Below are 13,459 nucleotides of genomic sequence, written 5' to 3'. Positions count from 1 at the left end.
CCCCACGGACGCCTGTGCGCGGGCGGCCCAATGCCACCCGCGCACCGGCTGGACCTAACTGACCCTCGCCACGATGCCAAGGCGGGACCTAGGTCGCAAGTCTGATGCAGTTGCGAATCACTTGCAATAGTGTCGTCCGTAGATCTACTTCGAGAGGACGCGCACATGGCGGACTACACCCTTCCCGACATGCCCTACGACTACGGCGCCCTGGAGCCGGCCATCACCGGCGAGATCCTGGAGCTGCACCACGCCAGGCACCACGCGGCCTACGTGAAGGGCGCCAACGACACGCTCGAACGCCTGGCCGAGGCCCGCGAGGGCGGCGACTTCGGCAACCTGGTCGGCCTGGAGAAGACCTTCGCCTTCAACCTGTCCGGGCACGTACTGCACTCGATCTTCTGGGAGAACCTGTCGCCCGACGGCGGCGACCGCCCCGACGGCGTCCTCAGGGCCGCCATCGACGAGCACTTCGGCACCTTCGAGGCGTTCCAGAAGCAGCTCACCACGGCGACGGCGTCCGTGCAGGGCTCGGGGTGGGGCGTGCTGGCCTGGGAGCCGCTGAGCCGCCGGCTGGTCGTCGAGCAGATCTACGACCACCACGGCAACGTCGGCATGAACACCACGCCGATTCTCGTCTTCGACGCCTGGGAACACGCTTACTACCTGCAGTATCGCAACGTGCGCCCGGACTACGTCGAGAAACTGTGGGGCATCGTCAACTGGACCGATGTGGCCCGCAGGTTCGCTGACGTAACGAGTCAGGCAGGTTGACTGAAGTTCGCAACTTTTTATCGGCCCGGCCTCTACTGGTCGGTTTACACAAATAGGTAAGCTGCCTGGCATGCGTGCGCCCTCCGGTTACCTACTCGCCGCGCGCTATCGGCTCATGGAGCCGGTTGGTCGCGGCGGCATGGGCACCGTTTGGCGGGCGCATGACGAGTTGCTCGACCGCGACGTGGCGGTGAAGGAAGTTCGGCTGCCCACCGTCCTCGACGAGGAGCTGCGCGCCGAGCTGTGCGCGCGGACCGAGCGCGAGGGCAGGGCGACCGCGATGGTGGCCCATCCCTCGGTCATCACCGTCTTCGACGTCGTGACCGAGGACGACCGCCCCTGGATCGTGATGGAGCTGCTCCGGGCCAAGTCTCTGGAGCAGCTCATCCAGGAGCACGGACCGCTCCACCCGCGCCGGGCCGCCGAGATCGGCCGGCAGATCCTCGGCGCGCTGCGGGCCGTCCACGCCAAGGGCATCCTCCACCGCGACGTCAAGCCGAGCAACGTCCTGGTGACCGAGGACCGCGCGGTGCTCACCGACTTCGGACTGGCCGCCCTCGAAGGCGACGTCTCCATCACACAGGCGGGGATCGTCCTGGGATCGGCCGGTTACATCGCACCCGAGCGGGTTCTCGGCTCGAAGGCCAGCCCCGCGGGCGATCTGTGGTCGCTCGGCGCGACCCTCTACACCGCCGTCGAGGGCCGGGGTCTGCACGGCCGCCGTACGGCCGCCGCCGCCCTGGCCGCGCTGACCAGTGGCGAGCCGATCCCGATGAGCAAGGCGGGCCCGCTGGCCCCCGTGCTCGACGCGCTGCTCAGGATCGATCCACAGACCCGGCTCGACTCGGTACGGGCCTCGCTCATGCTGGCCAGGGTGGCCGCGGGCGGCTCGGCGGAGGAGCCACTGGCCCCGCGCAGGCCCGTACGCCCGGTGCCGGTGATCGCCTCGCCCCCTTTCGCACGCAGGCCCGCGCACCGCGGGCTGCACAGGGCGGAGGCCACCGCGGCCGCGCTGTCGGTCCCGGCGCCGCGTCAGGAGCGGCGAGCGGGTGAGGGCGTCCACCGGAGGCGGGTCGAAGCCCGTCCAACTCCGTCCACTTATGCCCGTTTCAAGGCGGCGGTGATAAAGTTGTTCCTTCCTCGGCGGTTCTGGCCAAGAGAACTTCGCAAGCGAGGGTAAAGCACTTCCCAAGCGAGAATCGATATCTTCTTCTCATGCCGGAACAGCAGACACGCCTGCTCGCGGAGCGCTACGAGCTCATGTCCCCGCTCGGCCGGGGCACGATGGGCACGGTGTGGCGCGCCCGCGACCGTGCGCTGGGGCGCGAGGTGGCGGTCAAAGAGATCCGCCAGGACCCGGGGCTCACTGAGGAACAGCGGACCGAGCTGCGCGAGCGCATGGTGCGCGAAGGCCGCCTCGCCTCGCGGATCAACCATCCGTCCGTCGCAGCCATCCACGACGTGCTCATCCAGGACGACAGTCCCTGGATCATCATGGAGCTCATCGAGGCCCGCTCGCTGGAGCAGGTGATCGAGGAGGAGGGGCCGCTGCCGCCGCGGCTCGTGGCCGAGATCGGCGTCGACCTGCTCGGCGCGCTGCGCGCCGCACACTCCCAGGGCATCACGCACCGCGACGTCAAGCCGGGCAACGTGCTCATCACCGAGAGCGGCCGGGTGGTGCTGACGGACTTCGGCATCGCCAAGGCCGAGGGCGACTCGCGGCTCACCAAGACGGGCATGGTGATCGGCTCGCCGGGGTACACGGCGCCGGAACGTGCCAGGGGTGAGTACACCGGGCCGGAGTCGGACATCTGGTCGCTGGGGGCGACGCTGTACTTCGCGGTCGAGGGGCGGCCTGCGTACGAGCGGGCCACGATCGCCGAGACGCTGGCGGCGCTGCTCAGCGAGAGCGCCGACCCGCCCACGCAGGCGGGGCAGCTCCGGCCGGTGCTGAACGGGCTGCTGAACAAGGACTACCGGCAGCGGCTCAGCGCTGCCAAGGCGGAGACCCTCATGCGGATGGTCGCCGACACGCCCACGAGCGAGATGCCGGCGCTCACGGCCGAAGCCCTGATCGCGCAGGAGACCGCCTTGCCCGACCCCTTCAGCTCCTCCTCCGGCTCTTCCGATGCTTCCGGGGCCCCTGGTGCCTTCGGGGCTCCCGGGGGAGCGCCGGGTGCGCCCGGCGGCAGGGGGGCCGCGGGTTCCTCCAGGCCGTACGGGCCCTGCTGGACGCCCGGATCGCCCGCCTCGGGCCCGCAGGCCACGCCACACCCCGCCGGAGCCCGCCCCGCAGGCCCTCAGGGGCAGTCGGGCCCTCAAGGGGCCGGCAGGGGGCCGTTGGGGGCGCCGACGATGCCTCAGGGGACCGTACCCGGGAAGTCGCCGCACGGCGGGCCGGGCGCGGCCGGGAGCGGACCTGGTGCCGGTGTGCCGGGTGCCGCCGGAGGGCTCGGGGGCTGGGCCTCGGGCGACGACGGGGACTTCGATCCCGAGCGGACCGTCAGCGTCCAGCGTCCCAAGGGGCCGTTCTCGCCTGAGCAGGGCGGGCGTCCGGGGCAGAACCAGGACGACGAGGGCGCTATCAACACCATGCGCATCGCCTCCCCCCGCTCCCCCGGCCAGCAGGTCTACCCGCCGACGCAGCAGCCCCACCCCCAGCAGGGGCCGGGGCAGGGCGTCCAGGGCGGGCCGCAGCAGGGGCCTGGGCAGGGTGGACCGCAGCGGGGCGGGGCGCAGCGGCCCATGCCCAGGCAGGGCGGGCCGCAGGGCCAGGGCCTCGGGACGGACCTGTTCGCCATCGCCGGGCAGCCCGAGAAGCCGCCCGCGGGCAACCGCAACGGCATGCTCGTGCTCATGGCCGTGGCGGCCGCCGCCGCGGTCGTGATCGCCGTCCTCATCGTGGCCCTCCTCTCCAGCTGACCCACTCACGCCGCCCCTCAGGCCGACCCCGTACGGCGGCCGGTCCCGGAGGGCGGCGGTGGTTCAGACTGGAGTCATGAGCGAGTTCAGAATCGAACATGACTCGATGGGCGAGGTCCGCGTGCCGGCGGGAGCGCGGTGGCGGGCGCAGACCCAGCGGGCGGTGGAGAACTTCCCGATATCGGGGCGGCCGCTCGAACCGTCCCACATCGCCGCGCTGGGCCTGATCAAGGCGGTCGCGGCCGAGGTCAACGGCGAGCTGGGCGTGATCGACAAGGACCTGGCCGGGGCCATCGCGCAGGCCGCCGCCGACGTCGCGGAGAACGAGCACGACGCCCACTTCCCCATTGACGTCTTCCAGACCGGCTCCGGCACCTCGTCCAACATGAACGCCAACGAGGTGATCGCGACGCTGGCCGAGGAGCGGCTGGGCCGTCCGGTGCACCCCAACGACCATGTGAACGCCTCCCAGTCCTCCAACGACGTCTTCCCGACCTCGATCCACGTGGCGGCCGCGATCGAGGTGACCTTCCACCTGCTGCCCTCGCTCACGCACCTGGCCGAGACGCTGCACGCCAAGGAGGCCGAGTTCGCGCAGGTGGTCAAGTCGGGCCGGACCCACCTGATGGACGCCACGCCGGTGACACTCGGCCAGGAGTTCGGCGGGTACGCCGCCCAGGTCGACCACGGCGTGACCCGCGTGCGTACGGCGCTGGAGCACGTACTGGAGCTGCCGCTGGGCGGCACCGCGGTGGGCACGGGCATCAACACGCCGCCGGGCTTCGCCAGGAGGGCGATCGCGAAGCTGGGCGAGGCGAGCGGCATCCCCTTCCGCGAGGCCGCCGACCACTTCGAGGCCCAGGGCGCCCAGGACTCCATCGTGGAGCTGTCCGGGCAGCTCAAGGTGGTGGCCGTGTCGCTCAACAAGATCGCGAACGACCTGCGCTGGATGGGCTCCGGCCCGCGCGCCGGGCTCGGCGAGATCAACCTGCCCGACCTCCAGCCGGGTTCGTCCATCATGCCGGGCAAGGTCAACCCGGTGATCCCCGAGGCCACGACCATGGTCGCGGCCCAGGTCATCGGCAACGACGCGGCGATCACCTTCGCCGGGGCCTCGGGCAGCTTCGAGCTCAACGTGCAGCTCCCGGTCATCGCCCGCAACATCCTGGAGTCGATCAGGCTGCTGGCGAACGTGTCCCGGCTGCTGGCCGACCGCTGCGTCGCCGGCATCACGGCCAACGTCGACCGCCTGCGCGAGTACGCCGAGTCCTCCCCCTCGATCGTCACCCCGCTGAACCGGTACGTCGGCTACGAGGAGGCGGCCAAGATAGCCAAGCAGGCCCTGGCCGAGCGGAAGACCATCCGCGAGGTCGTCTTCGAACGCGGCCACGTCGCCGCCGGCACCCTGACCGAGGAGCAGCTCGACGACGCGCTCGACGTGCTGTCCATGACCAGGCCGCCCACGGAGGACTGATCCACATAGGTCGACACGGATCTATGTCGGCCGCACCCATGCGTCCCGGCGCGGCGACCGCCTAGGGTTCGGAGTATGGCGAAGGAGCTGACTGGGCGGACCGCGCTGGTGACGGGGGCTGGGGGCGGCATCGGCGCCGCCTGCGCCCGGCGACTGGCCGCCGCGGGGGCCAAGGTCCTGGTGGTCGACAGGCAGGGCGAGGCGGCCGGGAAGGTGGCCGCGGAGATCGGCGGGGTCGCGGTGGTGGCCGATCTGGGCGATCCGGCCTTCGCCGGGTCGTTGCCGGACGAGCCGGTGGACATCGTGGTGAACAACGCCGGGTTCCAGCACGTGGCGCCGATCGAGGAGTTCCCCTCCGAGGTGTTCTCCGCCATGATGCGGGTGATGGTGGAGGCGCCGTTCCTGATCGCGCGGCGGGTGCTGCCCGGCATGTACGCCCGGGGCTGGGGGAGGTTCGTGAACATCTCGTCGGTCCACGGGCTGCGGGCCTCGCCGTACAAGGTGGCGTACACGACGGCCAAGCACGCGCTGGAGGGGTTCTCCAAGGTCGTCGCGCTGGAGGGGGCGGCCCACGGGGTGACCTCGACCTGCGTGTGCCCGGCGTACGTGCGTACGGCGCTGGTCGAGGCGCAGATCGAGGACCAGGCCCGGGTCCACGGCATCGGCGGCGACGAGGTGGTCGAGAACATCATGTTGCGGCCCGCCGCGGTCAAGCGGCTGATCGAGCCCGAGGAGGTGGCCGAGCTGGTCGCCTACCTCTGCGGCCCGTACGGCTCCTTCATCACCGGCGTCTCCCTGCCCGTGGACGGCGGCTGGACGGCCCACTAGTGAGCCTGCGAGAGGGTGGCGGGAGCGCGGAGATCGGAGCGGGGGAAGACACCGGCACATGGCGACCGAGCCGGCCTCACGGAGTGAGGCCATGAGCAGGCGGTTCCTGGAGCTGCTGGCGCGGGAGGCGTCGGCGGTCGAGTTCGAGGGGCCGATCGTCGAGGCCAGGGCGCAGGGCGCCGATCCGGCCACGATCGAGGAGCTTGAACAGGCCAAGGTCGAGGCGCTGAAGGTCAGGGCCCTGCTGAGGCGGCGGGCCAGGCGCGAGGCCGAGTTGTCAGCGCTGTACGACACCGCCGGCGACCTGGCCGCGCTGCGCGACCTCGACGCCGTGCTCGAAGCGATCGTCCACCGGGCCAGGCAACTGCTCGCGACCGACATCGCGTACATGACGCTGCACGACCCCGAGCAGGGCGACACGTACATGCGGGTCACCGACGGGTCGATCTCGGCCAAGTTCCGGGCGCTCAGGCTGGCCATGGGGGCCGGGCTCGGCGGGCTGGTCGCGCAGACGGCCACGCCGTACGCGACGGCCGACTACTTCGCCGACGCCAGGTTCCGGCACAAGGGGCACATCGACGAGGCCGTCAAGGAGGAGGGCCTGGTCGCGATCCTCGGGGTGCCGCTGCGGCTGGGCCAGCGGGTGATCGGCGTGCTCATGGCGGCCAACCGCAGCGCCAGGCCCTTCCACCAGGAGGAGGTCTCGCTGCTGGCCAGCCTGGCCGCGCACGCCGCCGTCGCGATCGACAACGCCCGGCTGCTGCAGGAGACCAGGAACGCCCTGGAGGAGCTCTCCCAGGCCCACCGGACCGCCAGGGCCCACGGCGAGGCCGTCGAACGGGCCGCGCTGGCCCACGACCGGATGACCTCGCTGGTGTTGCGGGGCGGCGGCATCGAGGACGTCGCGGCTGTGGTGACCGAGGTGCTCGGCGGGTCGCTGGCCGTGCTCGACGACCTGGGCCGGCCGATCACGGGCGACGTGGGCGAGCTGGACGCGGGGGTGTTCGAGGCGGCGCAGGCGTCCAGGGCGCTGGGCCGTACCGTGCGCAGGGGCGACCTGCTGATCGCGTCGGTGGACGTCGGCGGCGAGCCGTTGTGCACGCTCATCCTGCGCAGCGACGACGCCGACGAGCGCATCCTGGAGCGGGCCGCGCTGGTCAGCGCGCTGCTGCTGCTGTTCAGGCGGAGCGTGGCCGAGGCCGAGGGGCGGGTCAGGGGCGAGCTGCTGGAGGACCTGATCTTGCGGCCGGGCTCGCCCGGCCTCGCCGACCGGGCCCGGCGGCTCGGCGTCGACCTGCGCGCGCCGCACGTCGTGGTGGTCGCCAGGCACGGCGGGCAACGTGAGCGGGCCGCGTTCTGGGCCTCCTCCCACGCCGCGGTGCGGCACGGACTGGCTGCCGGGCGCGGTGACGAGGTGGTGCTGCTGCTGCCGGGCGTCGACGCGGGCGGCCTGGCCCAGCGGGTGGCCGCCGAGCTGAGCGCGTCGCTGCACACCCCCGCCACGGCGGGCGCCGCCCCGGCCCGCCTCCCGGACAGCACAGGCGCGGGCGCGGGGGTGGGTGGCGTCGCCGAGGCGTACCAGGAGGCGCGGCGGTGCGCCGAGGCGCTGATCGCGCTCGGCCGCGCCGGCGACGGCGCGAGCCCCGCCGAGCTGGGCTTCGTCGGCCTGCTCGTGGGCGACGGCCGCGACGTGCGCGGCTTCGTCGGCCGCGTGGTCGGCGCGGTGATCGACTACGACGCCCGCCGCGGCACCGCGCTCACCGACACCCTGGCCGCCTACTTCGGCACCGGCGGCTCACCCTCCCGTACGGCCGAGGCCATGCACATCCACGTCAACACCGTGACGCAACGCCTCGACCGCATCGGCAAGCTGCTCGGCGACGGCTGGCTGGAGCCCGAACGCGCTCTGGAGATCCAGCTCGCCCTCCGGCTCCACCGGCTCGGCCACACATCAACCACACAGACTGTGGGTCCAGACTCCATATAAGTGACGCCGGTCACTCTTTACCGTGACCGGCATGGCCACTTCCATCAAGAAGATCGTCGCCGCGAGCCTGATCGGCACCACCATCGAGTGGTACGACTTCTTCCTGTACGGCTCGGCAGCCGCACTCGTGTTCAACAAGCTCTTCTTCCCCGAGTCCGATCCCCTGACCGGCACGCTGCTGTCGTTCCTCACCTACGCCGTCGGATTCGTCGCCCGCCCGCTCGGCGGCCTGGTCTTCGGCCACTTCGGCGACCGGCTGGGCCGCAAGAACCTGCTGGTGGTCAGCCTGCTGATGATGGGCGCCGCCACGTTCCTGATCGGCTGCCTGCCGACGTACGCCACGCTCGGGTCGTCGGCGGCGCTGCTGCTGACGGCGCTCCGGCTCGTGCAGGGCTTCGCGCTCGGCGGCGAGTGGGGCGGGGCGGTGCTGATCGTCTCCGAGCACGGCGACACGAACCGGCGCGGCTTCTGGGCCTCCTGGCCGCAGGCGGGCGCCCCCGGCGGGAACCTGCTGGCCACCGGCGTGCTGGCGGTGCTGGCCGCCTGGCAGTCCGACGAGGCGTTCCTGGCGTGGGGCTGGCGGGTCCCGTTCCTGCTGTCGGGCGTGCTGGTGATGGTCGGGTTGTGGATCCGGCTGACGATCAGCGAGTCGCCGGTGTTCCAGCAGGCCCAGGAGACCCAGCCGGAGCCGGCCGCGCCGATCGTGGGCGTGCTGTGGCACCACTGGAAGGACGTGCTCGTCGCCATCGGCGCCCGCCTGGCCGAGAACATCTCGTTCTACCTGCTGACCGTGTTCGTCATCACGTACGCGAAGAACGCCAAGATCGACAACTCGACGGTCCTGAACGCGGTGCTGCTCGCCTCGGCGATCCACTTCGTCACGATCCCGCTGTGGGGCGCGTTGTCGGACCGGATCGGCCGCCGCCCGGTCTACCTGGTCGGGGCCGCCGGCATCGGCGTGTGGATCTTCGCCTTCTTCCCGCTGGTGGACACCGGCAACTTCCTGGCGATCGCCCTCGCGATCACCGTCGGCCTGCTCTTCCACGGCATGATGTACGGCCCGCAGGCGGCCTTCTTCTCCGAGTTGTTCGGCACCAGGATGCGCTACACCGGCGTGTCGATCGGCGCCCAGCTCTCCGCGATCGTGGCCGGCGCGCTGGCCCCGCTCATCGCGGTCGCGCTGCTGAAGAGCTATTCCAGCAGCGTGCCCATCTCGGCGTACCTTGGCGTGGCTGCGGTGCTCACGCTGATCGCCGTCTACACCGCCCGCGAGACCCAGGGACGCGACCTGGCCGAGAGGATGCACGTGCGATGAAGGTCACCACCCCCCGCCTCAAGCAGCACGTACTGACCGTGGAAGGCCGGACGTCCGGCGAGCCCGTGCTGTTCGTGCACGGCAACGTCTCCTCCGGCGCGTTCTGGCGCGACAGCATGGCCGCGCTGCCCGGCGGCTACCGTCCGCTCGCCCACCACCTGCGCGGCTTCGGCGACACCGACCCCGAGCCCGTGGACGCCACGAGGGGCCTGCGCGACTTCTCCGACGACCTGATCGAGCTGGCCGAGGCGCTCGGCCTCGACGGACTCCACCTGGTCGGCTGGAGCCTCGGCGGCGGCGTCGTCCTTCAGCTCCTGCGCGACCGTCCGGCGCTGGTCAGGAGCGTCACGCTGGTCAACCCGATCTCCCCGTACGGCTTCGGCGGCACCGAGGGCCCCGACGGCACGCTCACCCACCCCGACGGCACGGGCTCGGGCGCCGGGGCCGCGAACCCCGACTTCGTGGCCCGGCTGAAGGCCGGCGACCTGTCCGGCGACTCCCCCACCTCGCCGCGCAACGTGCTGCGCTCCGGCTACGTCAAGCACCCCGAGATCCCCGACGAGGACTTCTACCTGCGGTCCATGCTCACCACCCGCGTGGGCGAGGCCAACTACCCGGGCGACGCCGCCGGCTCGCCGGCCTGGCCGGGCGTGGCCCCCGGCAAGCACGGCGTGCTCAACGCCTGCGCCCCCACCCACTTCCGCCTCGACGACCTGCACGAGATCGGCCCCAGGCCGCCCGTCCTGTGGATCAGGGGCGCCGACGACGTGATCGTCTCCGACACCTCGCTGTTCGACCTGGCCCACCTGGGCGCGATCGGTGTCGTGCCCGGCTCCCCCGGCACCCCGGCCCAGCCGATGGTGACGCAGACCAGGGCGGTCCTCGACCGCTACGGCCGCTACCGCGAGGTCGTGCTGGACGACTGCGGCCACAGCCCGCACCTGGAACGGCCCGCCGAGTTCCGCCGCCTGCTGGCCGAGCACGTACGGGAGGCGTGATGTTCGTCGCCCTCACCCTGGTGGCGAGCCTGCTGACCGCCCCCGCCGCGTACGAGCTGTCCGTGCCCGGCGCGGAGAAGCTGGTCAGCGCCAGGCTCGACGACCTGACCACGGCCGGCACCACGCTGACCGGCCACACCGACCCCGCCGACTGGGCCGGCCTGCACTCCAAGGCCACCGTCAACCCGACGGGCGTGCCCGGCACGCAGCTCGACGGCTACTTCCCCGACACCTCCACCGGCAACGCCACGCACGGGTGGAACCACGACTCCCAGTTCGTCATCAGGCTGCCCGACCGCTGGAACGGCGGCCTGGTCGTCAGCGGCACCCCCGGCAACCGGGAGCAGTACGCCAACGACTACACGATCTCCGACTGGGTCCTGTCCAAGGGGTACGCGTTCGCCGCCACCGACAAGGGCAACGTCGGCGTGACCTTCCACGAGGACGGCCGCCGCCCCGACGAGGCCGTCGCCGAGTGGAACGAGCGTGTCACCCAGCTCGCCGTGGCCGCCAAGTCCGTCGTCAGGCAGCGGTACGGCCGGGGGCCCGCCCGTACGTTCATGTCCGGCATCTCCAACGGCGGCTACCTGGTCAGGTGGCAGCTGGAGAACCGCGGATGGCTCTACGACGGCGGCGTGGACTGGGAGGGCACCCTCTTCCGCGTCAAGGGCGACAACCTGCTGAACTTCCTGCCGGCCGCGCTCAAGGCATATCCCGACGAGGCGGGCGTGCGGGCGGCCGGGTTCGCGCCCGGGTCGGAGTTCCTGTGGCCCTTCCACCGGCAGTACTACTGGGAGCTGACCCAGCAGCTCTACCAGAAGGAGCTGGACCCGTCGTACACGGGCGCGGCGGCCGACTACGACTACGACGCGCGCAAGCCGTACGCCGCCATGGCCAGGATCGGGCTGACCGGCAGGATCACCAAGCCGCTGATCACGATCCACGGGACCCTCGACTCGCTGCTGCCGATCTCCCGCGACTCCGACGTCTACGCCCGGATGGTCGGCCCCCACCGGCCCTTCCGCTACCACCGGATCGAGGGCGGCAACCACCTCGACAGCCTCGTCGACGTCTACCCCGACCGTCTCAGGCCCATGCTCCCGGCCTTCAGGGACGCCTTCGAGGAGCTGGAGGGCTGGGTCACTCCTTGAGGTAGCGATGCCTGCCCGCGCGCGCCCAGCGCACCATGTGCCGCGCCCCGGGCAGGCGCCTGCCGATGCGGTGCAGCACGGTGTCGCGGCCCATGGGCGAGCGGCGCGGGAGCTCGGCCGCGACGGCCGGGCGCGTCTCCACCCGTCCCCGTCGCACCCGCAGGCCGAACCGCAGCCCGATCTCCTCCTCCGCCGTACGCAGCGACGACAGCCAGGCGCCGGGCCCGAGGTGGTCCTCGCCCGGCAGGTGCCGCTTGACCGGGACCTTGGCGACGAGCTGCCCGGCGAGCTTGCCCGGCACGCCGGGCTCGACCAGCGCGGGCGCGCACACCTCGCGTTCCCGGCGTCCGGTGCTGCGCAGCACCAGCTCCAGGGGCGGCCCGCCGCTCGGCGGCACGTACGGCACCGGCAGCACGACGTACCCGTGCCCGTCGAGCTGGCGGACGGTCACCCCCGGCGACACCAGCGCGATCGACTCCGAGAACGAACGCGGCTCGACGGCGAGCCCCAGCTCCCCCTTGTCGGTCCAGCACGGCACCACCAGCCGCATCCGCGGCCGCTGCGCCAGCACGCCCAGGCAGTTGAGCGGGCCCTCGGCGCGGCCGACCCGGCTCCTGGCCTGGTTGGCGCCGCTGAACATGCGGACATGCACCTCCCACTGCCCCGGGCTCAGCGGCCGGCCGAGCGCCGCGTTGGTCACGTCCAGCCGGGCCTCGCCCCTGATCTGTACGCGGATGTAGAGGCGGCCGTCGGGCAGGCGCTCGACGTTCTGGTTCATCGGCAGGAAGTGCACCACGCCGGTCTGGGTGTGCCGGACGTAGACGTCCACGCGGGCCCGTTCGACGTCGGCGGTGATGTCGGTGACGTCGTTCGGCAGCAGTTTGCCGTCGATCGAGCGCGGCGGGTTCCAGTGCACGCGCTCGCCGTCCACCCGGTATCGGTCGGGCAGGCCGTCGCCGGACAGCACCTCCACGGTCAGGCCGATCACCAGGATGTGGGCGTCCCAGCGCATCTCGGTCAGCTCGGCGCTCAGGCCCGCGCGTTTGGAGGAGTTGGACAACATCACGATCTGGTCCAGGCGTCCCTGCCTGACGAACGCGGCCACCGCCCGGAGCTGGACCGGCAGGTAGCGGTCCGCCCGCTCCGGGAATCGCTCGGTGATCAGCTCCTGCACGAGCCGGAAGTGCATGCCCCGGTCGACGGAGGAGTCGGCGAACCTGGCGGTCAGCAGCGGCCTGAGCGCGGCGGAACGGAGCCAGTAGGCGTACATGCGGTCGCGCTGGCGGCCGGCGCCGACGTAGGTGTCGATGTCGGTGAGCAGCGTGCTCAGCCCGGTCACGATGGCCCTGGGCTCCTCCTCGACCGCCTCGGGCCGCGGGCCGATATGGCAGCAGACGTCCTCGGCCAGCACGGCGATCACCTTGGCGTGCAGGTACGCCCGCATCACGAACGTCTGCTCGGCCAGCCGGCCGCCGGGCACGGCGAAGCCCAGCTCGTGCTCCTCCAGGAAGGCCCGGCGGTAGAGCTGCTGCGGGAGGAGCAGGCTCATCAGGCGGTCGCGCAGGATGTCGGCGCGGGCCGTGCTGCGCTCGAAGGCCACCATCGGCGGCCCGTAGTCGCGGGCCAGCCGGCCGATCAGCACGTCGGCGTCGGTCTCGACCGCGCGCTCGTGCATGCGGGCCAGCGCGTCGCGCTCCAGCAGGTCGGTCTGGTCGAGGAAGAAGACGTAGTCGCCCTCGGCCGCGGCCAGGCCCAGGTGGCGGCCGCGCGACGCCGAACCCGTGTGCGGCAGGTGCAGCACGCGGACGTTCTCGCGCAGATCGGCGATGGTGTCCAGCCGTTCCCCGATCCCGTCGGTGGACCCGTCGTCCACGAAGATCACTTCGCGGTCGGCGGCGGGGAGCGTCTGCTCCAGCGCGGAGCGGATGCACGCGTCCGCGGTGTCACCCGGGTTGTGGACATTGATGATCACACTGACCTTCGCACCCATGCGGCCAGCGTGCGCCGCGC

At 71.9% G+C, this 13,459-nt stretch carries 10 protein-coding genes; 9 read left to right on the top strand and 1 reads right to left on the bottom strand.

The window, feature by feature from the left end; all coding sequences use genetic code 11:
- The first annotated feature begins 165 nt into the window (after positions 1–165).
- From DMB42_RS21195 to DMB42_RS21155, 9 genes are all read left to right on the top strand, one after another.
- The gene (locus tag DMB42_RS21195; protein WP_125636699.1) at positions 166–774 is read left to right on the top strand and encodes a superoxide dismutase; all 609 of its coding nucleotides are present in this window, start codon (positions 166–168) and stop codon (positions 772–774) included.
- A gap of 70 nt (positions 775–844) precedes the next feature.
- Entirely contained in the window at positions 845–1,954 is a 1,110-nt protein-coding gene (locus DMB42_RS21190; RefSeq protein WP_125636698.1) for a serine/threonine-protein kinase, read from the top strand.
- Positions 1,955–1,989: 35 nt separating this feature from the next.
- Positions 1,990–3,696 (top strand): serine/threonine-protein kinase, encoded by a 1,707-nt coding sequence (locus DMB42_RS21185; protein WP_125636697.1) that lies wholly within the window; start codon positions 1,990–1,992, stop codon positions 3,694–3,696.
- Positions 3,697–3,772: 76 nt separating this feature from the next.
- Positions 3,773–5,170, top strand: a complete 1,398-nt coding sequence (locus DMB42_RS21180) for an aspartate ammonia-lyase (protein WP_125636696.1) — start codon at positions 3,773–3,775, stop codon at positions 5,168–5,170.
- Positions 5,171–5,245: 75 nt separating this feature from the next.
- Positions 5,246–5,998, top strand: a complete 753-nt coding sequence (locus tag DMB42_RS21175; RefSeq protein ID WP_125636695.1) for an SDR family NAD(P)-dependent oxidoreductase — start codon at positions 5,246–5,248, stop codon at positions 5,996–5,998.
- A gap of 91 nt (positions 5,999–6,089) precedes the next feature.
- Positions 6,090–7,985, top strand: coding sequence for a GAF domain-containing protein (locus DMB42_RS21170; protein WP_125636694.1), 1,896 nt, complete (start codon positions 6,090–6,092; stop codon positions 7,983–7,985).
- A 31-nt stretch (positions 7,986–8,016) separates the two neighbouring features.
- Entirely contained in the window at positions 8,017–9,300 is a 1,284-nt protein-coding gene (locus DMB42_RS21165; RefSeq protein WP_125636693.1) for an MFS transporter, read from the top strand.
- Positions 9,297–10,298 (top strand): alpha/beta fold hydrolase, encoded by a 1,002-nt coding sequence (locus DMB42_RS21160; protein WP_125636692.1) that lies wholly within the window; start codon positions 9,297–9,299, stop codon positions 10,296–10,298. Before DMB42_RS21165 ends, DMB42_RS21160 begins: the two co-directional genes overlap by 4 nt.
- Positions 10,298–11,449, top strand: a complete 1,152-nt coding sequence (locus DMB42_RS21155; RefSeq protein WP_125636691.1) for a S9 family peptidase — start codon at positions 10,298–10,300, stop codon at positions 11,447–11,449. Before DMB42_RS21160 ends, DMB42_RS21155 begins: the two co-directional genes overlap by 1 nt.
- Here the strand turns inward: DMB42_RS21155 and DMB42_RS21150 are convergent.
- Complete coding sequence (locus DMB42_RS21150; protein ID WP_185844780.1) at positions 11,439–13,439, bottom strand: glycosyltransferase family 2 protein; 2,001 nt, start codon at positions 13,437–13,439, stop codon at positions 11,439–11,441. The genes DMB42_RS21155 and DMB42_RS21150 overlap by 11 nt on opposite strands.
- Positions 13,440–13,459 lie beyond the last annotated feature (20 nt).

This window comes from Nonomuraea sp. WAC 01424, from assembly GCF_003947315.1.
GTDB classification, from domain to species: domain Bacteria; phylum Actinomycetota; class Actinomycetes; order Streptosporangiales; family Streptosporangiaceae; genus Nonomuraea; species Nonomuraea spiralis.
The sequence above is the reverse complement of the archived record's forward strand: the minus strand, read 5'-3'. Positions and strand labels throughout refer to the sequence as shown.

Bases quoted from the DNA above. Each gene is read 5' to 3' on its own strand.
- DMB42_RS21165 (WP_125636693.1), top strand. From the start codon at position 8,017: ATGGCCACTTCCATCAAGAAGATCGTCGCCGCGAGCCTGATCGGCACC.
- DMB42_RS21175 (WP_125636695.1), top strand. From the start codon at position 5,246: ATGGCGAAGGAGCTGACTGGGCGGACCGCGCTGGTGACGGGGGCTGGG.
- DMB42_RS21195 (WP_125636699.1), top strand. From the start codon at position 166: ATGGCGGACTACACCCTTCCCGACATGCCCTACGACTACGGCGCCCTG.
- DMB42_RS21155 (WP_125636691.1), top strand. From the start codon at position 10,298: ATGTTCGTCGCCCTCACCCTGGTGGCGAGCCTGCTGACCGCCCCCGCC.
- DMB42_RS21190 (WP_125636698.1), top strand. From the start codon at position 845: ATGCGTGCGCCCTCCGGTTACCTACTCGCCGCGCGCTATCGGCTCATG.
- DMB42_RS21160 (WP_125636692.1), top strand. From the start codon at position 9,297: ATGAAGGTCACCACCCCCCGCCTCAAGCAGCACGTACTGACCGTGGAA.
- DMB42_RS21170 (WP_125636694.1), top strand. From the start codon at position 6,090: ATGAGCAGGCGGTTCCTGGAGCTGCTGGCGCGGGAGGCGTCGGCGGTC.
- DMB42_RS21180 (WP_125636696.1), top strand. From the start codon at position 3,773: ATGAGCGAGTTCAGAATCGAACATGACTCGATGGGCGAGGTCCGCGTG.
- DMB42_RS21150 (WP_185844780.1), bottom strand. From the start codon at position 13,439: ATGGGTGCGAAGGTCAGTGTGATCATCAATGTCCACAACCCGGGTGAC.
- DMB42_RS21185 (WP_125636697.1), top strand. From the start codon at position 1,990: ATGCCGGAACAGCAGACACGCCTGCTCGCGGAGCGCTACGAGCTCATG.